19 protein-coding genes and 1 tRNA gene are annotated in these 22,239 nt (G+C 64.7%); 7 read left to right on the top strand and 13 right to left on the bottom strand.

The window, feature by feature from the left end:
- The first annotated feature begins 97 nt into the window (after positions 1 to 97).
- The 3 genes from IPM20_01335 (at position 98) to IPM20_01345 (ending at position 2,306) form a co-directional block, all read left to right on the top strand.
- Positions 98 to 940 carry a class I SAM-dependent methyltransferase gene (locus IPM20_01335; protein MBK9130275.1) on the top strand — a complete coding sequence of 281 codons (843 nt, stop codon included), beginning with the start codon at positions 98 to 100 and terminating at the stop codon, positions 938 to 940.
- 175 nt (positions 941 to 1,115) lie between these two features.
- On the top strand, positions 1,116 to 1,550 hold the full coding sequence (locus IPM20_01340) for a GFA family protein (GenBank protein MBK9130276.1): 435 nt from the start codon (positions 1,116 to 1,118) through the stop codon (positions 1,548 to 1,550).
- A gap of 390 nt (positions 1,551 to 1,940) precedes the next feature.
- Entirely contained in the window at positions 1,941 to 2,306 is a 366-nt protein-coding gene (locus tag IPM20_01345; GenBank protein ID MBK9130277.1) for an STAS/SEC14 domain-containing protein, read from the top strand.
- Between the two features lie 15 nt (positions 2,307 to 2,321).
- Here the strand turns inward: IPM20_01345 and IPM20_01350 are convergent, their stop codons facing one another.
- From IPM20_01350 to IPM20_01360, 3 genes are all read right to left on the bottom strand, one after another.
- Positions 2,322 to 2,753, bottom strand: a complete 432-nt coding sequence (locus IPM20_01350; protein ID MBK9130278.1) for a hypothetical protein — start codon at positions 2,751 to 2,753, stop codon at positions 2,322 to 2,324.
- A gap of 267 nt (positions 2,754 to 3,020) precedes the next feature.
- Positions 3,021 to 4,583 (bottom strand): sulfatase-like hydrolase/transferase, encoded by a 1,563-nt coding sequence (locus IPM20_01355; GenBank protein MBK9130279.1) that lies wholly within the window; start codon positions 4,581 to 4,583, stop codon positions 3,021 to 3,023.
- 154 nt (positions 4,584 to 4,737) lie between these two features.
- Positions 4,738 to 6,153 (bottom strand): PLP-dependent aminotransferase family protein, encoded by a 1,416-nt coding sequence (locus IPM20_01360; GenBank protein MBK9130280.1) that lies wholly within the window; start codon positions 6,151 to 6,153, stop codon positions 4,738 to 4,740.
- A 159-nt stretch (positions 6,154 to 6,312) separates the two neighbouring features.
- On the opposite strand from IPM20_01360, the gene ilvE reads away from it, so the two are divergent.
- Positions 6,313 to 7,182: a branched-chain-amino-acid transaminase gene (gene ilvE / locus IPM20_01365; protein MBK9130281.1), complete on the top strand. Its 870-nt coding sequence runs from the start codon at positions 6,313 to 6,315 to the stop codon at positions 7,180 to 7,182.
- Positions 7,183 to 7,256: 74 nt separating this feature from the next.
- Positions 7,257 to 7,769: a damage-inducible protein DinB gene (locus tag IPM20_01370; protein ID MBK9130282.1), complete on the top strand. Its 513-nt coding sequence runs from the start codon at positions 7,257 to 7,259 to the stop codon at positions 7,767 to 7,769.
- 16 nt (positions 7,770 to 7,785) lie between these two features.
- Here IPM20_01370 and IPM20_01375 read toward each other — a convergent pair whose 3' ends face one another.
- On the bottom strand, positions 7,786 to 8,568 hold the full coding sequence (locus tag IPM20_01375) for a phosphatase PAP2 family protein (protein ID MBK9130283.1): 783 nt from the start codon (positions 8,566 to 8,568) through the stop codon (positions 7,786 to 7,788).
- 239 nt (positions 8,569 to 8,807) lie between these two features.
- Here IPM20_01375 and IPM20_01380 point away from each other — a divergent pair, with 239 nt between their 5' ends.
- Positions 8,808 to 9,398, top strand: a complete 591-nt coding sequence (locus tag IPM20_01380; GenBank protein MBK9130284.1) for a cytochrome b — start codon at positions 8,808 to 8,810, stop codon at positions 9,396 to 9,398.
- On the opposite strand, the gene IPM20_01385 is transcribed toward IPM20_01380, so the two are convergent.
- The 9 genes from IPM20_01385 to IPM20_01425 all read right to left on the bottom strand — a co-directional run bounded on the left by IPM20_01385 (position 9,395) and on the right by IPM20_01425 (position 21,595).
- Entirely contained in the window at positions 9,395 to 10,423 is a 1,029-nt protein-coding gene (locus IPM20_01385) for a lipid A deacylase LpxR family protein (protein ID MBK9130285.1), read from the bottom strand. The two genes, IPM20_01380 and IPM20_01385, sit on opposite strands and share 4 nt — an antisense overlap.
- Positions 10,424 to 10,719: 296 nt before the next feature.
- Positions 10,720 to 11,166 carry a poly-beta-1,6-N-acetyl-D-glucosamine biosynthesis protein PgaD gene (pgaD, locus tag IPM20_01390; protein MBK9130286.1) on the bottom strand — a complete coding sequence of 149 codons (447 nt, stop codon included), beginning with the start codon at positions 11,164 to 11,166 and terminating at the stop codon, positions 10,720 to 10,722.
- A complete protein-coding gene (pgaC, locus tag IPM20_01395; GenBank protein MBK9130287.1) occupies positions 11,163 to 12,428 on the bottom strand; it encodes a poly-beta-1,6 N-acetyl-D-glucosamine synthase in 1,266 nt (421 codons plus the stop codon). The genes pgaD and pgaC overlap by 4 nt, the downstream gene beginning before the upstream one ends.
- 3 nt (positions 12,429 to 12,431) lie before the next feature.
- Positions 12,432 to 14,384, bottom strand: a complete 1,953-nt coding sequence (gene pgaB / locus IPM20_01400) for a poly-beta-1,6-N-acetyl-D-glucosamine N-deacetylase PgaB (protein MBK9130288.1) — start codon at positions 14,382 to 14,384, stop codon at positions 12,432 to 12,434.
- A 1-nt stretch (position 14,385) separates the two neighbouring features.
- Positions 14,386 to 16,875: a poly-beta-1,6 N-acetyl-D-glucosamine export porin PgaA gene (gene pgaA / locus IPM20_01405; protein ID MBK9130289.1), complete on the bottom strand. Its 2,490-nt coding sequence runs from the start codon at positions 16,873 to 16,875 to the stop codon at positions 14,386 to 14,388.
- Between the two features lie 72 nt (positions 16,876 to 16,947).
- The gene (locus IPM20_01410; protein ID MBK9130290.1) at positions 16,948 to 18,348 is read right to left on the bottom strand and encodes a MinD/ParA family protein; all 1,401 of its coding nucleotides are present in this window, start codon (positions 18,346 to 18,348) and stop codon (positions 16,948 to 16,950) included.
- Positions 18,349 to 18,579: 231 nt separating this feature from the next.
- Positions 18,580 to 20,559, bottom strand: coding sequence for a bifunctional aldolase/short-chain dehydrogenase (locus tag IPM20_01415; GenBank protein ID MBK9130291.1), 1,980 nt, complete (start codon positions 20,557 to 20,559; stop codon positions 18,580 to 18,582).
- A gap of 540 nt (positions 20,560 to 21,099) precedes the next feature.
- A tRNA-Arg gene (locus IPM20_01420) sits at positions 21,100 to 21,176 on the bottom strand.
- Between the two features lie 197 nt (positions 21,177 to 21,373).
- The gene (locus IPM20_01425) at positions 21,374 to 21,595 is read right to left on the bottom strand and encodes a hypothetical protein (GenBank protein ID MBK9130292.1); all 222 of its coding nucleotides are present in this window, start codon (positions 21,593 to 21,595) and stop codon (positions 21,374 to 21,376) included.
- 204 nt (positions 21,596 to 21,799) lie between these two features.
- On the opposite strand from IPM20_01425, the gene IPM20_01430 reads away from it, so the two are divergent.
- Entirely contained in the window at positions 21,800 to 22,189 is a 390-nt protein-coding gene (locus IPM20_01430; protein ID MBK9130293.1) for a hypothetical protein, read from the top strand.
- Positions 22,190 to 22,239 lie beyond the last annotated feature (50 nt).

The following is a 22,239-nucleotide window of genomic DNA, read 5'->3' on the forward strand; positions in this document are numbered from 1 at the left end:
TTTGAACGACGCCCGGGCAAGTGTCAAGCGCACGCCCATCCGATACTCCCTTCGTCGAAGTATCCGGACAAACCCTGACAATGGAGGAGTTAATGATATGAACACCGTAGCGGTATCCAAGGTGGAACAACCCATGGCACGTGATCTCGCGAAGATCAAGCAGCGCCAGCAGACGACCTGGTCCAGCGGCGACTTCGCCGTCATCGGCGTCACCCTGCAGATCGTCGGCGAGTCACTGGCCGAGGCCGCCGGGGTGAATGCCGGCGAGCGTGTGCTCGACGTCGCGGCCGGCAACGGCAATGCGACCCTCGCCGCCGCGCGCCGCTTTGCGCGGGTTACCTCCACGGATTATGTGGACGATCTGCTTGAGAAGGGGCGGATCCGTGCACTGGCCGAGGGACTGGAGGTGAATTATCTGCCGGCCGACGCCGAAGACCTGCCGTTCGCCAACGACAGTTTCGATGTGGCGCTCTCCACCTTCGGCGCCATGTTCACGCCGGACCATGCGCGGCCCGCGCGCGAGATGCTGCGCGTGGTGCGCGGCGGCGGACGCATCGGGCTGGCGAACTGGACGCCGGAGGGATTCATCGGCCAGTTGTTCAAGGTGGTGGGGGCATACATCCCGCCGCCGGCCGGGCTGAAGTCGCCCGCACTGTGGGGGACCGAGCCGCACATCGTCGAGCTGTTCGGCAAGGACGCCGTGGACATCCGCACGACGCGCCGGAATTTCAATTTCCGTTACCGCTCGGCGGCGCACTGGATCCAGGTGTTCCGCGATTTCTACGGGCCGCTGCACATGGCGTTCAAGGCGCTCGATGCGGCCGGACAACAGGCGCTGGAGAAGGACATCACGGCCCTGCTCGACCGGTGGAACATCGCGGGACCGGATTTTCTGGTGGTCCCGGGCGAGTACCTCGAGGTCGTCATCGTGAAGAAGTGATAACCAACGGAATTGAGCGAGCCTAAGACAGGGCTCATCGATGAAACAATTCTGAGGAAACTCTATGGTTGTCATGCCCGCGAAGGCGGGCATCCAGGTCTTTGAGTTACTGGATTCCCGCCTTCGCGGGAATGACGGATAAATCGGGGCTTCTGTGAATAATCAGGAGGACACCATGAATACAGAAAACGTTTACAAAGGGAGCTGTTTCTGCGGCGCCGTCCAGTTCACCGTCAGCGGGGAACCGGCGGCGATGGGGTACTGCCACTGCGAGTCGTGCCGGCGCTGGTCGGCGGGGCCGGTCAATGCCTTCACCTTGTGGAAGCCGGAGGCGGTGCGCGTCACGAAGGGCGCGGATCTCATCGGCACCTACAACAAGACGACGCGCAGTTACCGGAAGTGGTGCAAGTCCTGCGGCGGTCATCTGTTCACCGACCATCCGCACTGGAGTCTGATCGACGTTTACGCGGCGGTGATCCCGGAGTTTCCGTACGACGCCGGCGTGCACGTCAATTATCAGGAAACGAAGCTTCACATCCACGACGGACTGCCGAAGCTGCTGGACCTGCCGAAGGAGATGGGCGGTTCCGGGATCAGCCTGGTCGAATGATGCGGTGACGGGGCGGGGGGATGACCGCAACATCCCTCCGTCCCGGCCCGAATTATTCAGCATCGGTCACGGCGCCGCGGAAAAGGCGATCAGCAGCATCAGCAGTATGACCAGCACTGAGGCGACGCCGATCAGCGTGCGCCTGGTATAGAACCAGGCCTTCTGCTCGACGCGTTTCAGTTTGTCGTGGAATTCCGTCATGCGTGTCTCGCCTGTTTGCTGGTGCGGATGAGCATCGGCGTGCGCGACATCGGCCGCATTGAAATTTATCAATCGCCCGGCGTGGTCGCGGCCGGCGGAACGAAATACGGGGCGGCCTGCCTAAGGAGGTACGGGTTCGTCCGGTGTTTTGCCGGATGTCGGCCCGAGAGTCGCAGGGAGGATGACGCCATGCTTGAACTGATACCGGATTTACCCGCCCGAGTCGTGGGCATGCATGCCTCGGGGGTCGTGACGGCGAAGGATTACGAGACGGTGCTCGTTCCGGCCATCGAGGCGCGGCTTTCCGCCTTCGGCCGGATCCGCGTGTTGTACCACTTGGGTCCGGAGTTCACCGGCTATTCCGCGGGCGCGCTCTGGGACGACCTGAAAGTGGGTGCGGCGCACCTGAAGGCCTGGGAAAAGATCGCCGTGGTCACCGATGCCGAGTGGGTGGCCGGCGCCGTGCGGCTGTTCCGGTTTGCGGTGCCGTGTCCGGTGCGTCTGTTTCCGAACGCCGGGTTCGCCGAAGCGCTGCGCTGGATCGAGGCCGACTGACCACGCCGCCGGCGATCAGGCGAGGTCGGGGTATCGGATCCAGCTCGCGGCCCGGGCGACGCGGAAGAGCCGGGCGATGCTGCGCAGGGCGCCGGCGGCGGCGATGACCGCGAGTGCGTTCAGGACGATGAACGGCACGCTCATCGGGTACTGCCAGCCGATGGCCAGCGACATCAGGCCGATGAAGCCGAACAGGCCGGTGAGCAGCACCTGGTTGGTCGGATCGATCTGGCTCATTTTCTCGCGGGTCAGGTTGTGGACGGCCATCGCCCGCAATACCTCGTTCGCGGTGTTTCCGGCCACCAGCACCATATCGTCATTCGACAGGTTTCCGCTCAGGTCGGAAGGCAGGTGGACCGTCATGCTGCCGACGCGACACTCGGAGGCACCGCGTTGATCGGGCCCGGTCAGCTTTTCGATGCGTCCGCGCCAGATTGCCATTTGCATGCGTTCTCTCCCTGTTTGCGGGTTGGTGAGTCGGATGTGGTGGATCGCGCCGCCGGGTTCTGACAATCGCCGGGAGGGGCATCGCGCTGACCCGGGGAAGTATACCGGCGCCCCGCACCCCGATCCATCGGGAAGCGCGTTAGGGTATTGATCGCGAAGTTGCAGGCGAGTTCTGCGTACCAAATTTTTCCGCAATTGAACGCGCACGGACTCCGGCATTGTCCGGCGGGACCGGACGCGTGTGATCGGCGAGGAGCCGGGCGGGGGTTAGTGTACCGTCGTGGCCGGCGGACCTTCGGCGGATGCCGGCGCCTTCCAGAAGGACCAGTACCGGTCCGAACGGTTCGGAAGCTCGGCCAGCATACGCTCGATGCGATCGTCGGGAATGGCGCTCGCTGGTTCGGTGATCCCGGAGTAGCCCAGTCCCAGCCGGCCGCCCGTCACCTGGAAGCCGAGGAATTCGAGCAGCGTCGGCAGCAGGTCGAAGTGAACGATCGTGTCGCGGTTCATGCGGATCGGTGTGTCGGCGATGAACAGATTGAATATGTCGCGGCTCCCGGCCTGCGTCAGTCGTTCATACAGCGGATTGCGCATGGCCAGGTGGTCGCCGAGAATCACCACGCGGGTGTCCCGCAGATAGCCGTTGTCCCGGATGAATTGCACGAACTCCGCGACCTGGTCCGCCGTGCAGCGCACGATGCCGGCGTAATCCCCGGCGCCGCGCGCGCGACATTCCCGCGAGAGCAGCCCGTCGGGTCCGTGGGTGTCGAGCGTCAATACCGTCAGGTTGAACGGCCGGCCGGAGTCGTGCAGTTCCCTGACCCTGGCGCGGGCCTCGGCCAGGACCTGATGATCGAGGTAGCCCCAGCCGTTCGCGTCGTCGAGATGCAATCCCGCCTGGCCCAGCTCATCCAGGCCCCAGGCCTGATCATAGTGATGACCGAGGAAGAAGGTGCCCTTGCCGGCGAACCGGAGCGAGGCGCCGCCGATGAAGACATTGGTGTATCCCTGTTCCTTCAGAATGTCGCCTAGGCAGACGGCGCCGGGGAGGAAGGATCTGAGGCTCGGTCCCACGCGACGATTGAAGGCGTGGTTGTCCGGCGCATCTTCGTCCTTGTTGCGGTCTCCGCCCAGGATGTCCTTCAGCGGTATGCCGCACTGGGTTCCGACGATGCCCGCCATGGTCCAGCCGGTGCCCGGCATCTGGCGGTAATGCGCGAAGCTCGTGCCGCCGAGTCCATGCAGACTCTTCAGCAGATCGTCCCCGAAGAGGGTGCTGTCGGCATAGGTTTCCTCCAGGCTTTCCACGTAGACGAGCACTAGGTTCCTGGGTCGTTCCGCCTGGACCGGGACGCTCCCCGGATCGAGATAATGCTTTCCCAGATAATCGTCGTCGGAATAGCGCGCACGCAGGTAGGAGAACGCCGAGATGCTGTACAACAGGAAGGTGCTGCCCGCCAGGATGAGCAGGGGCGCGCGGCGCGCGGCAAGAAACCGGATGAACCGCATGGCGGGGTGGGGCGGCGCATCCTCCGGCGCAGGCGACTGGCGTGCGCCGGCACGCCTGGCGCGACGGGAGAGCCTGATGTCGAGCGCGAGGGCGAGCAAGGCCAGCACCAGCGGAAGCAGCAGCACATTCCTGATCGCGCTGATGACGAGCGAGTGATCGACCTTGAGGAGCATCTCGCCGCCGAAGTTCAGGTGAAAGAAGATCTGGTCGACGGTCAGGGGGCCGAACTTCATCTCGACCCATTGCACCGCCCTCAGGCAGAAGAATACGAACAGGTAGACCGCAAAATGATAGGCGTAGTGGAATTTATGTCTGGTCATCTTGGCGGCGGGGGCGTACCTGTCCGGTGTGGCGGCGCATGTGGCCTGGGATGCGCGTTAGTGTAACAAGTGATCTCCCCTGCGCGAATAGTCGGAGATCGATGGAAAGGGCGGCGGCGCATCTGGGGCGGTTCCCTCACGCCCGGAAACATGTTCAGCCGCCCGGCGCATCGCGAATCATCCGGCCCAGCGCCGCCAGCGCGGTCTCGACCCGCGTGTCCCACGCGCAGGCGCATGAGATGCGGATACAGTTCCGGTACTTCTGCGTCGCCGAGAAGATCGGGCCCGGCGCGATGCTGATCTTCTCCGCCAGCGCGCGGCGGGCGAGTGCGAAGCTGTCCATGTCCTTGGGCAGCTCGATCCAGATCACGAAGCCGCCTTCCGGCTGGGTGATCTTCGTGCCGTCCGGGAAGTGGCGCGTCACGGCGTCCACCATGCGGGTGACGGCGCGCGCGTAGTCGCCGCGCACCTGACGCAGGTAGCGCTCGTAGCCGCCGCTCTCCAGCAGGTCGGCGATGGCGAGCTGCGGCACGGTCGCAGTCGCGAGGTTGTTCACGTACTTGAGGTATTCGACGCGCTCCAGATGCTTCCCCGGCGCGATCCAGCCGATGCGCAGGCCGGAGGAGAGCGTCTTGGAGAAGGAGGCGCAGTACAGCACGTCGGCGCCGGGGAGGGCGCGGCAGATCGACGGTCGGCGCTGCGCGAAGCCGAGATCGCCGTAGACGTCGTCCTCGATCAGCGGGATGTCGCGCGCCTTGAGCAGCGCCGTGAGACGCCGCTTGTGCTCGTCCGGCATGCAGTAGCCGAGCGGGTTGCTGTAGTTCGGGACCGCGACGCAGGCCTTGACCGGCCAGCGCTCGAGCGCGAGTTCCAGCGCCTCCAGCGACATGCCCGTGCGCGGATGCGTCGGAATCTCCAATGCCTCCAGCCCGAGGGAGTCGAGCGCCTGCAGCATGCCGTAGAAGGTCGGCGATTCGATGGCCACCACGTCGCCCGGTTTCGTCACCGCACGTAGGGCGAGTATCAGCGCCTCCTGGCAGCCGTTGGTGATCACCACCTCGTCCGGATCGACCGGGCAGCCGATCTCGGCCATGCGGCGCGCGATCTGCCGGCGCAGCTCCGGCGCGCCGGGCGGGAATTCATAGGCCATGGTGCGCAGGCGCTGGCGCGCGGCACGGGTGAGCGCGCGCTCGATGGCGCGCGTGGGCAGGTAGGCGGGATCGGGCACGGCGGCGCCGAGCTGGATGATGCCGGGGTCGTTCGTGGCCTTGACCAGCCGCAGCACCAGTTCCTGCCCGGTGACGGGGCTCGGGCGCACGCGCGGGGCCGAGGTACCGGGCTCCGCGGCGCGGGGATGCGGGCGGGCGCGCACATAGAAGCCGGAGCGCTGCCGCGCCTCGATGTAGCCGTCGTCCTCCAGCCGGCGGTAGGCCGCGACGGCGGTGGCGATGCTGACGCCGCGCTGCGTGCTGACGACACGTACCCCGGGCATGCGGTCGCCGGGCCGGTACAGGCCCTGTTCGATCCGTTCGACGATCTCGCGCGCCAGCGCGCTATATAAAGTGTCCACGACCCCCTCCGGTACAGAAGCGCGCCCCGACGTGCGGTACAGATGATGATGTTTTATATCTGTACCGGTTCAATATGTAATTTCTGGATCTGTACTGTCCCCCGGTCGCCGGATAAAGTCAAGCCACGGTTTCCACTTCCACGACGAGCGGGGGATGTGATGTCGAATCAGGCGGTGTGCTGGCTGAACGGGCGGATCGTGCCGGCGGCGGAGGCCACGGTGTCGGTGTTCGATCACGGACTGCTGTACGGCGACGGGGTGTTCGAGGGCATCCGCTATTACCGGCGTGTCGCCTTCCGGCTGGACGAACACCTGGAGCGCCTCGCCCTGTCCGCGCGCGCGATCGCGCTGGAGCTGCCATACACACAGTCAGAACTGGCCGACGCGGTACGCGCGACCATCGCCGCGAGCGGATGTGACGACGGCTACCTGCGGGTGGTGATCACGCGGGGCGCCGGATCGATGGGCCTCGACCCGCGCGGCTGCGCGGAACCGACGCTGTTCATCATCGCGCTGCAACTGCGGCTGACGGAGGACTCGAAGCGGCGCGACGGCGTGCGCGCGATCATCGCCGCGACGCGGCGCCTGCCGCCGGACGGGCTCGATCCGCGCATCAAGAGTCTCAACTATCTCAACCATGTGCTCGCGCGCATCGAGGCGAGCCGAGCCGGCGCCGACGAGGCGATCCTGCTCAATGCGGCCGGCCGGGTGGCGGAGGGTACGGCGGACAATGTGTTCGTGGTGCGCAGGGGGCGCATCCTCACGCCGCCGGCGGTGGAGGGCGCACTCGAGGGCGTGACGCGCGGCGTCGTGCTGGAGCTGGCGCGCGCGGCCGGGATCGAGGCCATGGAGTCTCCGCTCGCGCCCTACGATTTGTACACGGCGGACGAATGCTTCCTGACCGGCACGGCGCTGGAACTGGTCCCGGTGGCGGAAATCGACGGCCGCCGCATGTCGGTCTGTCCCGGCCCGGTCTATCGCCGGCTGGAACGGAATTTCCGCGCGCTGGTGCAGGGGGAGATGGGATGAACGCGCGGGCGCCGGAGCAGGATGGGAAGTATCGACGGGATCATGCTGAATTATTCGACAGGAGGGGAGAGGACATGGGCGCAATCGATGTGTTCCGCCTGCAGGCGGATTACAACCGCTGGATCAACGGGCGGCTCTACGCGGTGTGCGCGGGTATCGACGACATCGAGCGCAGACGCGATCTCGGCGCCTTCTTCCGCTCGCTCCACGGCACCTTGAACCATATCCTGCTGGCGGATTGCGTGTGGCTGGGGCGCCTGAAGGGACGGCCGTTTCCGGTCATCTCGCTTGGCCAGGAGCTGTACGCCGATTTCGCCGAACTGCGCGCACAGCGCGCCGAGACCGATGCCCTGCTCGCCGACCACGTGCATGGCCTCGCGCCGGAGGAATTATCCGGTATGGTGCGCTACACCAGCATCAGCAGCGGGCGGTCGAGCGCCCTGCCGCGCGGGGTCGTGCTGGCGCATCTGTTCAATCACCAGACGCATCACAGGGGGCAGGCGACCGCCCTGATCAGTCGGCTGGGTCACGATTTCGGCGTGATGGACATGATCCGGATGCCGGGGATCGAACCGGCGGCGGCATGAGCGCCGCCGCGACGTACTACCAGCGCGCCAGAATTCCCACGGTTTCACCGTCGGTATAGGGGGCGTACACGACACCGTTGTTGCGGCGCTTTTCGTGCTGCGCCTCGACGAAATCGGCGGTGTAGATGCCGAGCAGCGCGCCGGCCACGACGTCCGATACCCAATGCTTGTTGTCCTTGGTCCGCGCGAAGGCGGTCGACGTGGCCAATCCGTAGAACAGCGTCTTGGTTGCCAGGGAGGGATGGTCGAGTGAATTGAGGAAGGACCGTGAGATCGCGAAGGCGAAACTGGTGTGTCCGGAGGGAAACGATTTGCCGTCCTGGAACCAGCCGGCCTCGTCGATGGCCCCGTTGGGGCGGTCGCGATGGAACGCCAGCTTCAGCGCGGTGGTGGAGATCGCCGCGTACGAGCCGGCCTGAAACATGTTGTAGGCGGCGTTGAGGTACTCGCTGTCGTTGTTGAAGTAACCATACCCGTAGACACCCAGCATGAATGGGCCCGCCAGCGTCAAGGTGCCCCAGTTGTTGCCGATGCTCGTCAGGCGGTTATAATAGGTCGGGTGATCTTCGGAGATCATCTCCTGCTTCCAGTTGTCATCGACGGTCTCGGAGATGATCACGAGGCCGCCGGCGATCGCCCCGAGTTCCAGCCAGTCCTGTTTGTCCCAGCGCAGAGGAGCGCTCAGATATTCGCCAAGATCGCTCATGTAGTAGGAGGACTCGCCGGGGGGCGTCTCCGCCTGGGCCGCCGCAGGCAGGAATAACAGGCAAAGGGCGCAGGATACCAGTGATTTTTTCATTGTCGAATCATTGCGGGGCGTGCGGTGAGCCGGAAGCAGGGTTGTTCAGAATTGCGCCGGGATATGTGCGTCTGTCAGGCGGGTCGATGACGGTGATGATCTGTAGGCTACCGGAACAGGCTTAATTTATACTTATGGGCCGTACACTGCCAGTACGGAACGGGGGCCTGAACATAAGGCTGCCATAAGCATACGACCATATACTGTTTCTCGTGAATAATCACGCATGGGGGGATTTCATGGGCTGGCGCAATACCGGGGACCGTTACGGATCGATGATCATAGCGCTGCACTGGCTGATGCTGGTGCAGCTTGTCGCGGTGTACGCGTGCATCGAATTGCACGAGTTCTTCCCCAAGGGTAGCGATCCCCGTGAGGCGTTGAAGGCCTGGCATTTCATGCTGGGGCTGTCCGTGCTCGCGCTGGTGTCATTGCGCCTGGCGGCACGCCTGGGGAGCGGCCCCGCCCCGCGTATCGAACCGGCACCGCCGCGCTGGCAGCAGCGCATCGCCGGTATCCTGCATATCGCGCTTTATGTCCTGATGATCGGCATGCCCATCGTGGGTTGGCTCGTGCTCAGTGCGAAGGGTAACCCCATTCCGTTTTTCGGGCTGGAATTGCCGCCATTGCTGGGTAAGGACAAGGAATTGGCGAAGGCGATCATGGAAGTTCACGAGGCGGGGGCCAATGCGGGCTATTTCCTGGTTGGCCTGCACGCGGCGGCGGGGCTGTATCACCACTATTTCGCGCGCGACAACACCCTCGTGCGCATGCTGCCGCGCCACGGCGGCCCGCGCCGCCCGGCGGAAACCCGCGAACCGGCGGTCTAGAAATCCCGGCTCAGGATGATGCCGCCCCAGACCAGGTTCCGGTGCCCCTGGCCGTGTTTGATCTCCGGGGTCTGAAACCGGATCGTGTAGCTGAGCCGGTGGGCTTCACTCAGTTGCCAGGTCGCGCCGAACCAGGCCTCCCCGATCACCGGTTCGATGTCGTCGCTGTCGATCGTGTGGACGCTGTCGCGGAATTGTCCCTGCAGAAAGGCGTTGTAGGCGCGCAGCCGGACCTTGCTCCCGAACCAGAAATAGAATTCACGCGTCCCGCTCCGGAATGCGGTGCCGATGACCGGGGCCGGCTGGGAGACATATTCGACCCGGTCCGGCGTGAAGCTCCACCATGGCGTGTTGATCCGGCCCCAGCGTATCGACAATGAGGCGGCGACCTCGGTCTGGTAGCCCAGGCTCAGGTCGCGTCCCCACTTCAACTCGTATTCGTAGCGGCCCTGCTGGAAGTTGGACCAGAGCAGGGATTGCCGGGTCCAGGCGACCCGTACGGTGGGTTCGCCGCCGTCCGAGATCTGGTGTTCCCAGCCTTCCGGCACTTCGGTGAGATCCAGTCTCGTATGTATGCCGCGCTGCAGCGCACCGGCCCAGCTCAGTCCCAGCATCCCCACCGTCACCGTCGTGGTGTCGACCGGCTCGAGCGGGTGACTCACGCGTGTGCGGCTGTTCGCGATGAAGGCCAGGCTCGCGTAGGGGCGATCATCGAGGATGGGTTCCGGATTGTTCAGGTCGTCCGGCGTGAACGCCAGCAGGCCGATCTGCTGACTGTGGAGATTGAACGCGGCGCCGTCCTGCCGGAACAGCACCGGCTCGACCCAGCCCACCAGGGGATCCAGGGACCAGGCCCATTCCGCCGTGCGCCGACCCGCGAAGGTGAAGGCGAGTCCGCCGGTATAGTCGTAGTCGTTCTCGGTCGGTAACAGCACGTCGTTGTCGATGGCGAACGTCCAGCCGCCATTGCGCTTCTCCCTGCCGTCTTCATCGAGCGGCAGGCCTCTCGGCTGGCCGTTCTCCAATACCGGGCCGTTACCCTGCGCGTGGAGCGGCGGACCGCCCGGGAGCAGGGCGAAGAGAATTACGACAGGGCAGGTGAAACGACGTGCGTGTCCGCACGCATCATGAATTCTGTGTGACCGGACGACAAGGCCAGCGGGCCCGGCAACCGCATGAACATCCATTCGGATCTCCGAACGATCCGCGATCAACCCCCGATCAACCCCTGGTGCGGATTGTCGGCGGTATTGCGCTGTGCGAGATACTTTAGGGCGGGCCCCTGGGAACGTCAATGTAACGGGTGGAGGGAGAAGAGACACTAGCCGACGCGGATATCCTTCACCTTTCCATGCTCGTCGTGCTCTATCACCACATGTTTGGCGTAACGGGCCAGGTCGAGTTGTTCCGGCCTGAGGGCGTAGAAGGATCCGGTCTCCTCGGCGGTGACGGTGGGTGAGGCGCGACGCTTTTCCCGGCCGCGGAAGCGTATCTGGTTATACCAGGCCCAGAGTGCCAGGGTGGCGCCCATGATCAGGATGATGATGGAGTAGACCCCGAGCAATTCGAGCAGGGTATCGAGGCCGCTGTGCACGATCATGGCCCGGTAGAAGCGCTCGGCGCCGAACAGCCAGGCGAGCAGGCTGATGATCGGGATCCAGAGGTAGAACCAGAGGATCCAGAACAGGAGCGTGATGGCGGCGAAGGCATAGCGCTGCCGGGGTGTCTGCAGTTCCGGATTCTCGATGATCAGCGGGCGTTTGTTCATGGACGCAATCCCCGGTCCGGGCTGACCCAGGTGGCGCGCGTGCCGCGGCGCTTCCTGATCGCGCGCGGGGCGGCCACCACGGCAGTGAGGACGTTGAGCAGCCAGTAGACCACGGGATACCAGATCATCCAGTAGTAGACCCTGCCGATGCCGCGCTCGAAGCGGGAGTCGATCAGCAGCGCGACGGCGAACTGCAGCATGCAGGTGACTCCCAGCACCACGCCGCTCCAGGCCGGCAGCAGGGTCTGCACCTGCAGGAACGGAGGCAGATCGATGAACAGGCCGAGTATGAAGAGCAGGATCGTGGCGACCATCAGGTAGGCCCATACCACGCTGGTCAGATATTCGAGATAGACCATCCACATGCGGCGCTTGCGCCAGTGCCTGGCGTCCGGCAGGTATTTGAGGAACACCTCCATCCCGCCTTGCGCCCAGCGCAGGCGCTGGCGCCACAGGCCGCGCAGCGTTTCGGGCATCAGGATCCAGCACAGGGCATTGGGTTCGAAGCGAATGTCCCAGTGATTGAGCTGCAGGTTCCAGCTGATGTCGATGTCCTCGGTGATCATGTCGAGGTTCCAGTAACCGATGTTGTGCAGTGCGCTCTTGCGGAAGGCCGAGACGACGCCGGAGACGGTGAACACCCGGCCGTAGATCCTCTGGGCGCGCTTGATCATGCCGATGATGGCGGAGAATTCGCCGACCTGGATCTTGCCGAGCAGGGTCGAGCGCGTGCGCACGCGGGGATTGCCGGTGACGGCGCCGACGCGCGGTCCCTTGATGAAATGCTGCATGATCCAGGGGGTGGCGTGGGGGTCGAGCAGCGCATCGCCGTCGATGCAGATCAGGAATTCGTGATTCGAGGCCATGGCGCCCATGCGCAGGGCCATGGCCTTGCCCTGGTTGCTCGCCAGGTGGATGACGCGCAGGCGCTGGTGCTGTTCCGCCAGGCGGTCGAGGATCTCGCCGGTGTCGTCCTGGCTGCCGTCGTCGATGGCGATGATCTCGAACTCCGGATACTGCTGCTTGGCCAGGTACTCGATGGTCTCCTCGACGTTCTCCCCTTCGTTGTGGCACGGCACCAGGAAGGTGACTCCGGGATAGTTTTCGAGCCTGGGCGGCTGGTCGATGCGCCGTCCGGCGACGAGTTCCCAGTGGGCGAAATAATAGAGCGCGCCGACCATCCACAGATAGGCCATGAAGAGCGGATAGTAGAACTCGAAGTCGAGTATCCCGCCGACCAGATGTGTCAGGAACTCTTCCATGCCTTACTCCGGATAAGGGTAGGTGCTGAGCGACATCGCGGGGCGGATGCCGGCGATGTCGGGGCGGCCGGCGATGAAATCGTCGGGATAGTAGCCGAGGTGACGCACGCCGAGGCGCCGCAGCAGGTCCATCTGGGCGCGCAGGTCGGCGGCATCGACCGGTGAGCGGTCGCGCCAGTCGACGCTCTGGAGTTCGAACACGGTCTTGTTCAACCCATCCGGTTCACGCGAGACCTGAGCGACCAGTTTCTTGAGCCAGGTGCGCGGATGAGACTGCGCCTCCAGGTAGGGCATGGCCAGGATCGCCGTGTAGTCGTAATGCTCGAGCGCGAGCGGCAGCGATTGCGCGAAGCGTGACTCCGCCGCGGGATCCAGCGCGACCGGCGCGTACAGATTACGGGCGGTCTTGATCTGCGGCTGGAACTCGCGCACGCGCGCGGCCAGCATGTCGGTGAAGTTGATCAGCGATTCCGTCTTGCGCCGGGTCCATTCCTGCATCAGCTCGGGCGAGGCATGGATCTCGGCGAGCGTGGCCGGCAGCCCCCACTGTTGCGTGTAGACCTCGAGGGCGGCGTCGGAGGCGTCCTCGTCTTCCGCCAGCGTGGCGTCGTCGTGGAAGAGCAGGCCGTCGATGGAGGCGTGCCTGGCGAGGTCTTCGTAGATGTCGCCGATGAAGTCGCGCGCCTCCGCGCTGAAGGGCGACAGGCGCGGATAGCGCTGGCTCTGCGCGTCGTTTGTCGAATCGCGCTGCACCCTCTGCTCTTGCAGCGGACTGCCGGCTTCCGGCACATAGGCGAGGACGGGCAGCCAGGCGTACACCTTGACGCCGGCGCGCGTCGCGAGCTGCCAGGCGACGCGGTTGAACAGGTCGGCGCGCACCGGGAGGTGGCGGTTGGGGAAATACAGCGCGTCGGCGGCGCCGTCGCCGTCGGGATCGGCGAAGGCCTGCAGATAGACCGTGTTGATTCCGAGCGCCTTGATGCGGTCGAGCAGGCGGTCGAGGTTACGCTCCTGCTGGGCCGGATCGGGATCGAAGACATAATCGAGGTCGACCTGAACGGTGCGGATCGGCCGCGCGCGCCTGGACTCGTTGAGCGTGTCGATCAGGGATTCCAGCGTCGCGCCGTGCGGCAGCAGCGCGCGATGGATCACGCCGCCCTCCAGGACGGAATTGTAGCCGTGGTCGCCGAGGTCGAAGCTCAGGGGCATGCCGAGCTGGCTCGCGAGCGCGGTCAGAGGCTCATTGTAACGTCCGAAGGGCCAGACCATGGCGCGCGGCCGGTGTCCGGTGCGCTGCTCGATGAGGCGCACGCTCTGTTGCAGGTCGGCCCCGATCCGGTTGATGTAGGTCTTGTCGTCTTCATAGGACTTGCGGTCCGGGTCGTAGGCCCGGGTGACGGCGGCGGGCTGCAGGTTGCCCTGCGGATTGCCCACGATGCCGTGGTGCAGGTCGTAACTGTGCGATGCGATCTCCACCAGGCCGGAGTCGGCCATTTCCTTGAGCTGATCCCAGGTGGCGAATCCCTCGCGCGGCAGGGAGAGCGCGCCGTATTCCACCCGACTGCCGGCCGGCTGCTCGATCCACGAGACCATCGGTGCGATTACCGCGGGATAGCCGAACAGCCTGAGCAATGGGAAGACGCGGGTGTAGGTGCTGGCGTAGCCGTCGTCGAAGGTCAGCAGCACCGCATTGGCGGGCAGCGGCCTGCGGTGTTCGCGCGCGGCGACGATGTCGTCCAGGCTGACGGGATGGTAATCGTGCTCGCCGAGCCAGGCGAACTGGGCGATGAGGTCGGACGTGGCGATGGTCATCGCGTCTCCCAGGCGATCACGCGCCGGGTCGTCCTGCACGTCGTGGTAGCTCAGTACGATGTAACGGTCCGCCTCCTGCGCAGCGGGCAGCGCTGCCGGCAGGAGCAGGGCCAGGGCGGTGATGATTCGGGTCAGGGCTCTCATGTCAGAAGCGCCAGTCCAGGTTGAGGTAGAGCGTGGTCTGGTATTCCGGGATGCCGTCGTAGACGCGACGCGCGCGGATCAGTCCATAGGCGAGATCAAACCGGTCGAGCGGGCTCCAGCGCTGCTCGTACTGCGCCGCCCAGACGCCATCCGAACCGAAGTCTTCCTGGTGGTAATTGCCGGCGCTGAGCGCCAGACGATGACGGAAGGAATACTCGTAGCGCCGGTACAGCAGCCACTCGTTGTTCAGGGTGACGTCGACCGAGACGTCGCTCGCCGGGTTGAAGTAGGGCGCGCCCTCGCGCGTGTTGCGCGAGGTGTATATGCCGAGCAGGCCGTCCATGCGATAGTGCGGGCGCGTCATCAGGCGCTGGGCCAGGCGCGCGTTCGCGGCGGTACGCAGGTTGTCATCGCTGAAATCGATGCGTTGCAGGCCGACGTGCGCGCTGCGCCGTTCATGCGCGCGCCAGTCCGCGCCGAGGTCGGCCGACCAGCCGTCGATGTCCTCGTTGAGCCGGCCGCGCAGCGGTATTTCGTCGCTCCAGCTGTCGGCGCCCGCGGTGAATGACCAGGTATCGGTCGGGCTCCAGCGCCCGTTCACCGCGAGGCCGGCGTTGACGCTGTCGCCGGCGTCGCGGTCCAGTTCCGCCGTCGCCGCGATCTCGCGCGCGCTGTACTCGACGCCCGCGCCGATGCGGCGGTAGCTTGCGTCGCCTTCGGGAAACTCGGCCTGTTCGAAGTGATGATGCAGAAAGGGACGGTAGTGATAGCCGATCGGTGCGCCGTAGAGCCAGCCGTCGAAGCCGAGGTCATCGCTGCCTTCCTGCGCGCCCGAGCTCCTGGTGCGCGCGGCCTCCAGGCGCAGCTCGCGCATATTGCGCAATTCCCAGGCCCGCGCCAGCGACGCGGTCGCACTGCTGTCCGGCGCGGTGGCGCGCAGATCGTTCAGCGCGGCCTCGGCGGCGGGGTAGTCGCCGAGGTCGAGCAGGGCGTGTCCGCGGCCGGCACGCGCGTCGGGCAGATTTTCGGGCTTTCCGTTCAGCGCGATCTCATATTCTCCGAGCGCGGCGCGCGGCCAGCCACGCCAGCGCTGTACCGTGGCCAGCGCTGTGTGCAGCTCCGCGTTGAGCGGCGCCTGATCCGCCAGCGGGGCCAGCCGCCGCTCGGCCTCGGGCAGGTCATCGGCGAAGGCGCGCGCATAGGCGGCCGCGATATCGGCGCGCAGTTTGGCGGAATTGGGGCGGCGATCCGGCGCCGTGCCCAGCCAGACCGGCTCACTGGCGGCGATCTCGTCGATCAGCGGCAGCGCGTGCGCGAAGTCCTCGCTATCAACATAGGCATAAAACAGGGACAGGCGCGTGGTGAAGTCGCCGGGCTCGCGCTCGAGCGCGCGCAGGAACAGGTCGCGGGCCTGTTCCGGCTGGCGCAGTGCGAGGTAGGTGTCGCCCGCGGTCGTGAGCACATAGGTCGGGATCTCGGGATCGTCGGCGATGTGCTGCTCGTAGAGTTCGATGGCCTCGCGATCACGGCGGCGCTCGTGCAGCGACACGAGCAGGTCATGGCGCACCTGGCGCGCATGAGGCGTCTCGCCCTGGCCACCGGCCTCGAGGAATTCCAGTTCCCGCCGCAGGTCGAGGATCGCCTTGAAGGATTCGCGTTGCGGCGTGGTCTCCGCCGTCGCGGGCAGGCGGCTCCAGCGGATGGTGTAGGCCTGCCTGTCGCGCTCGATCGCGTCGCGCTCATCGGGGCTGAGCAGTCCCGGCGATTCGTCCGCCAGCGCGGCGGCCAGGTGCGGCGCGCCGATCCGGTACGCGGTCAGGATCCTGCCGCGACGCGCCTCGCGGTTCGCGGGGTCGATCTCCAGCATGCGGTCGTAGGTACTCAGGGCCTGAAAGGGCAGGCCCTGGGCCTGCTGGACGTAGGCGAGCGCGCCGACCACGTCGGGATCGCGCGGACGTGCGGCGACGATCGGGTCCAGTGTCTGGCGCGCCTGCTCACCGTCGCCGTCGTCCGCGAGGCTGAGCGCGAGGCCGATGCGGGCAGCGGTGTCCCTGGGGTCGCGTTCGACGGCGGTGCGGTAGATCCGGATCGCGAGCGGGTATTCCCGCTCATTGCGCGCCGACCTGCCCAGCGCCTCCAGCACGTAGGGGGGCGCGTCCTTGAGGTCGAGGTTCGCGGCGTGATCCAGCGCCTCGCGATCGCGTTCGGCCCAGCCGAGCACGGCGATGTAATCGTAGAGATACCGGCGGTTGTCCGGGTAGCGTTCCACCAGCGTCCCGAGCGTCTCCAGCGCCTGCGCGTGGTTGCCCGCGCGGGCGGAGCGCAGGGCCTGTTGATATTCCTGTTCGGGCGCGGGTGCGGCCGCGGCCGCGGATGCGGGCGGGTGCCAGGCGGTCGCGACAAGCCCGAGCGCGAGCGCGATGATCAGTTCCGGAGAACGGCGCAGGCGAACGTGTCGCACAAGGACGGGATTGTTGTTCAGACTTCTCATGGTTATCTTTTGTTTCACGATCGCGCGAGCCTCGACCACCGCGCGTGGATCAATCGGTCCGGGTGCGTTGCGTCATCCCGGTCCGGGTTCGGGGCGGCGGTGTTCCGCGCCGATTCCCCCGCCGTCGTGGCGCTCCTCTTCGATGAACGGCGGGGCCGCGAGTTCCCGATTGATGTAGGCGTACAGCCGGTTCAGCGCCTGATGCAGCAGGGTTTCTTCCGCCTGGATACGTTCCGCAGAGCGCCGGTATTCGAGCAGGATTGTATCTCGTTCCGGCGTGTCCGGGGGCGGAGTTTCCGTCCCCGCCCGGGGCTGGCCGAAGCGTCGTTCGATCAGGGCCTCGAGCCCGGCGGTCAGCGCACGCAGCTCGGCCTCGGTGGTGGCGCCCTCTCCGAGCAGGCCCGGCAGATGATCGATGGCGATGGGCAGTTTGTGAAACCGTGCGTGATAGGCGTGCAGAAGGTCGCCCAATTCACGCGTGATCTCCTCCTCGGGGACGGCGCGATCCTGCACCCGCTCGCCCGCCTGGATCCAGACCCGGGAAGGGGCGTCTTCCCAGCCCGGGGCGGGATGGGCGGGGACGGATGGTTCCACCGCGGAGGACGCGGGGTTCACGGCCAGTTCGCTCCAGTACGCACTGAAGCTGTGTGGCGGTGAATTCCCGGCGAACTGTTTGCTCAATACCGTGGCCAGCGTGGTGAAACACCGGCTGGCCACGGCCTCCGGATGCTGCAGCAGTACCGGGCGCTGGGCGCTCACGGAGGTCCGGATCGCCTTGTCTTCAGTGATATAGCCGAGGTATTGAACCTTCATGTTGAGGTATTTTTTGACGGCCGCCTCGAAGCGCTTGAAGACCTCCATGCTGTTGGCGTAGTTGATCGCCATGTTGACCAGCACGTAGGCCGGATGCTCGTAACTCCGTCGCTTGAGCACGCGGAGCAGGGCGAAGGCGTCCGTGAGCGAGGTTGGTTCGGTCGAGATCACCACGATGGCGTACTGCGCCGACTGGATGAAGGATAATACCGATTCGCCGATGCCGGCGGCGGTGTCGATGAGGATGTAGTCGAAACGGTCTTCCAGCGATTCGAGGGCGGCGATCAGGCGGCCGCGCTGTTCCTGGTCCAGGTTCGCGCATTCGGCGATGCCGGAGGCGGCGGGGATGATCATCACGCCCTCCGGTCCCTCGACCAGTATTTCGTCCACCGTGCGTTCCCCCGCGAGCAGGTGCTCGACGGTGTATTCCACGCTGAGGCCCATGACGACATTGATGTTGGCCAGGCTGGTGTCGGCGTCGAAGATACAGACCCGGTTGCCGTTCTTGGCCAGGGCGATGGCGAGGTTGCTGGTGACGTTGGTCTTGCCGACCCCGCCCTTGCCGCTCGTGATGGCAATGACCTTGGGGTACTGTGTGTCGGCCGGTTGACGCGGGGAGGAACGCGCGGGTCCGGACGGCTTGATGGGAAAGATGTTCATGGTCCGGATGCGATCTCTCGTGACTGAGTCCGTTTGCCTCTGTGCCTGGATGAGACCCTGACCGTCGGTTCCGGCATATCGATCCCCGAAACCCGATCCGCCATGTTCAGAAGTTATCTTTAGTGGTCAATCTTGAGCGTTGAAATTGTATCACTTTTTTGAGAAGGATGGGGAGGGTCGTGAGATCCGGCGCCAGTCGGTGCGGTGTCCGCACCGACTGGCGGGGCAGGGCTAGATCACTCTGTCGTTGCCGCCATCCAGCGGCACTTGTGCGCCGGTCGTCTTGGCGAACAGCGGACCGCACATCGCGATGGCCATCTCGGCCACGTCGCGGGACTGAATCTCGGTTCTCAGGATGTTTTTTCTCTTGTAATTTTCGACAGTTAAGCCGTAATTCTTAGCTCTGGCTTGAAGTACCTCGTTGGTCCAGATCGCGGTGTCGAAAACGGCGTCCGGGTGGATGGAATTGACCCGTATGCCATCCTCGCCCCATTCCAGCGCGGCTACCCGGGCGAGCTGGGTGAGCGCGGCCTTGGACGAGGAGTAGGCGGCGACCCCGGGGCCCGGGGCGGCGACGTTCTTGGAGCCGATGATGACGACCCGGCCCCCGCGCGGGGACAGTTTCAGCAGGGGATGTGCCTCGCGCATCAGATTGAGGTTGGCATCCAGATTGATGTCGAAGACGCGGCGCCATTCGCGGCTGTCGAGCACATCCAGGCGGCGGCTGGCGGGGAAGATCCCGGCGTTCAGGACCAGCATGTCCAGTCCGCCGAAGCGGCGGACCCCGGCCTCGAGGGCGGCGGCGAGTTCGCTCTCCTTGGTCACGTCGCAGGTCACGCCGAGATAGGCGGGGTGGCGGGCGAGGGTCTCGACGCCGGCGTCGATGTCGATACCGATGACCGCCGCGCCCTGCTTGAGGAATTGCTCGGCACAGGCCTTGCCGATGCCGGAGGCCGCGCCGGTGATCAGCGCCACCTCGCCGGCGAAGGGCGGCGGGGCGCCGGCCGATTTGAGCTTGGCCTGCTCCAGATCCCAGTATTCGACGTCGAAGATGTCCCGGGCCGGCAGCGCCTGGTAGCCGCCCAGCGCCTGTGCGCGCAGCAGGATCTCGATCGTATGGCCGTAGATGTCCGCGACGATGCCCGCGTCTTTCGCGCTGCGCCCGAGCGCGCAGACGCCGAATTCGGGATCGATGATGACGCGCGGCGCCGGATCGAGCATGGTCTTCTTGTCGCGCGCGTGCGGGGCATGTTCCTCGAAGTAGGCCTTGTAGGCGGCGACATAGGACTCGACGTCGCGTCCGAGCAGCGGGATGCGCTTGGTGCGTATGACGTGATCCGGGGTTGCCGGCCCCTGCTGGGTCAGTGTCGCGAGATCGGGGCGCCGGGCGAAGTCCAGGCTGCGTTCATCGCGCTGGGTGGCGAGCAGCAGCGGGAAGCCGGCGGCGCGCGCGGCATCGCGACGCAGGGTGGCGATCGCCAGACGCAAGGCCGGTTCCGGTGCGGTGGCGCGCGGCGCGGGGGCGGGCAGCTCCCAGGCGCCCTGCTTTTTCAGGTAGTTCTCCGCCCGGGCGACGAGTTCAATCATTCGTTCATAGGATTCCCGGGCCGTCGCGCCGAATGAGAATATCCCATGGTTCATCAGAACCATGCCTATGGTTTTTGATGTTGACTCTTTGGAAAAGCGTTCCCCGCACAGCCGGGCGAGGTCGAAGCCTGGCATCACGTAGGGGATGACCACGACATCGTCGCCGAACACCTCGGCGATGCGTTCCCGCCCCGCGGCCGTATTGGTAATGGCAATGATGGCGTCGGCGTGCGTATGGTCCACAAACCTGTGCGGGATCACCGCGTGCAGGATTGCCTCGACCGAGGGCGTGGGTGCGCTCGCCCGGGTCATGTGCGTCCGCAGTTCGTTGACCATCTGCATGTCGCTCAGCGCCGGCAGGCGGGCCAGGGCGATCAGGTGTCCCAGCTTGACGGCCGGGAAGCCCGCCTCTTCGATGGTTTCGAGGTCCCAGCCGCTGCCCTTGACGTAAAGGATCTCCTCCTCGATACCGAGTAGATTGCGGACCGTTTCCTTGACCGAGGTGTTTCCCCCGCCGTGCAGGACCAGCGAGGGGTCCTGTCCCAGCAGGCGTGAGGTGTAGACGCGCAGGGCGAGGGGGCTCGTGAATTGCGCCGCCGCCTGGTCATTCCAACGGTTGAGCATGTGCTGCGAACCTTTTGATTGTAATTGATTGTTTATTTGTGAGACGGGGCTTGTGCCGCCCGGCTCGGGATGTCCGCGTCGGCCTGATGCTCCGCGGAATGGAAATTCTACAATAGTTTTCCTGTCGGCGGTCCGTGGGGATCGTTGTTCCTTGCGTCAGGGTCCAGCCCTTGCCCGGGTCGTATCACCTTATTCACAGTCCTGCGGAGACGGGCGAATATGCACGGGATTTGAGGCCGTTGTTGTCGTCCCGGCAAGAGATGGGACCGGGTTTATTTTATAACTGTATGTTATTTAATGGTAATTACCATCGGGATCGTGTGAACAAAATATGAACAAATTAATAAAATCCCATGACAAAAGCGGTGCTCATCGATTTATTAAAAAGTTATCCACAACTTTATGCACCGATTTTGTGGATAAGAGATTTTTATCAGGTGCATCAGTCAAGTTAGCTTAAGAATTCGTGAAGAACATGAAATTCTCACGCGGGCGGGCGAACACATGGCATGCGGTAAAGTGCAAGGCAAAAAAGATCACTGGCGCCCCGGAGCCGATTTGAACGGCTGACCTTCCCCTTAGGAGGGGGATGCTCTATCCAGCTGAGCTACCGGGGCTTATTCGTGAAATCGGTAGATAAAATTGTACGGAAACGCCGAATACCTGCCGGGCTTCAACGACGAGGCGGTAATATTGGTGGGCGATTATAACAGCAAGCGACCGGACGTGGTCCAACGATGGGGGATGCGCGCGGGTACGGTCGGTTGTCGACCGTACCCGATGTGTCGAAAAGCGATGCCGGGTGGTGCGTGTTTCAGTGTTCTTCGTACTCGTCCAGGAAATCGAAGTCGGCGATGTTCTGCTTCAGGCGCTGCCGCTCCATATGGCGCTCGATCGATTTGCGTACATTCTCGGTGCGCAGCGGGGCGTCCTTGCGTTCTTCCACGTCCAGGATTTCTTCCAGGTTGGTTTCTTCCAGAAAATTCTTGTCATTCTTATTCAGACAGACATAATTATTCGAAGATTTACTCCCCATGATTCCCCCTTGCATATGGATGTTTGTTGTTCGAGTTCATTTGTATGGCAATGGGACTTCATGGCCGATCCTAAGTCAGGGGTTCGGTGAGTTCTGTGAGCCGGTTCACAGATATGGAAAGATGGGGCGGGCAGGTGAGCGGTGGAGCGGATCCTTGGGCAGGGAACGTGTCGGATGACCTTCAGGGTACGGTGAGGGATTAGGGTGAGGTTCCTGCGAAGACGTCGCGACGCTTATGCCTGGACCGGCATCCTGGTCCTGGTAATGCAGATGCTCTCGTCCGCCACGCTGGCCGCGGGACATCCCACGCATGCCGGCGCGAATGCGGGCAGCCCGCCGGCGGCGGATGTCCGGTCGCATGACCACTGCGCGGCCGGCGCCGACGCCGGCCCGGCCAGCCAGGATGCGGCCACGCCCGGGCACTGCCCGCATTGCGCCGACCGGGCCTGCTGCCTGCTCGGCTGCGTACCCGTGATTCTCGAGTTCTCAGTCTCTCCTCCATCGCGCGCTGCGGTGGTGGACTCACCTCCGCTTGCCATGTTGACCCCGGCTTGCTGTGCCGAATCCCTGTATCGCCCACCCATAAAGCTCTAGTCCAGCACCTCGGTCCGCGCGCGCCTCGCTGACGTGCGCGCGTCTCGCGT

This window comes from Gammaproteobacteria bacterium (assembly GCA_016716465.1).
Taxonomy (GTDB): Bacteria; Pseudomonadota; Gammaproteobacteria; order SZUA-140; family SZUA-140; genus JADJWH01.

Excerpts from the sequence above, each read along its gene's own strand:
- IPM20_01380 (MBK9130284.1), top strand. The coding sequence starts at position 8,808 with ATGGGCTGGCGCAATACCGGGGACCGTTACGGATCGATGATCATAGCG.
- IPM20_01340 (MBK9130276.1), top strand. The coding sequence starts at position 1,116 with ATGAATACAGAAAACGTTTACAAAGGGAGCTGTTTCTGCGGCGCCGTC.
- IPM20_01410 (MBK9130290.1), bottom strand. The coding sequence starts at position 18,348 with ATGAACATCTTTCCCATCAAGCCGTCCGGACCCGCGCGTTCCTCCCCG.
- IPM20_01425 (MBK9130292.1), bottom strand. The coding sequence starts at position 21,595 with ATGGGGAGTAAATCTTCGAATAATTATGTCTGTCTGAATAAGAATGAC.
- IPM20_01375 (MBK9130283.1), bottom strand. The coding sequence starts at position 8,568 with ATGAAAAAATCACTGGTATCCTGCGCCCTTTGCCTGTTATTCCTGCCT.
- IPM20_01355 (MBK9130279.1), bottom strand. The coding sequence starts at position 4,583 with ATGACCAGACATAAATTCCACTACGCCTATCATTTTGCGGTCTACCTG.
- pgaA (MBK9130289.1), bottom strand. The coding sequence starts at position 16,875 with ATGAGAAGTCTGAACAACAATCCCGTCCTTGTGCGACACGTTCGCCTG.
- pgaB (MBK9130288.1), bottom strand. The coding sequence starts at position 14,384 with ATGAGAGCCCTGACCCGAATCATCACCGCCCTGGCCCTGCTCCTGCCG.
- IPM20_01335 (MBK9130275.1), top strand. The coding sequence starts at position 98 with ATGAACACCGTAGCGGTATCCAAGGTGGAACAACCCATGGCACGTGAT.
- IPM20_01350 (MBK9130278.1), bottom strand. The coding sequence starts at position 2,753 with ATGCAAATGGCAATCTGGCGCGGACGCATCGAAAAGCTGACCGGGCCC.
- pgaD (MBK9130286.1), bottom strand. The coding sequence starts at position 11,166 with ATGAACAAACGCCCGCTGATCATCGAGAATCCGGAACTGCAGACACCC.
- IPM20_01345 (MBK9130277.1), top strand. The coding sequence starts at position 1,941 with ATGCTTGAACTGATACCGGATTTACCCGCCCGAGTCGTGGGCATGCAT.
- pgaC (MBK9130287.1), bottom strand. The coding sequence starts at position 12,428 with ATGGAAGAGTTCCTGACACATCTGGTCGGCGGGATACTCGACTTCGAG.
- ilvE (MBK9130281.1), top strand. The coding sequence starts at position 6,313 with ATGTCGAATCAGGCGGTGTGCTGGCTGAACGGGCGGATCGTGCCGGCG.
- IPM20_01415 (MBK9130291.1), bottom strand. The coding sequence starts at position 20,559 with ATGCTCAACCGTTGGAATGACCAGGCGGCGGCGCAATTCACGAGCCCC.
- IPM20_01370 (MBK9130282.1), top strand. The coding sequence starts at position 7,257 with ATGGGCGCAATCGATGTGTTCCGCCTGCAGGCGGATTACAACCGCTGG.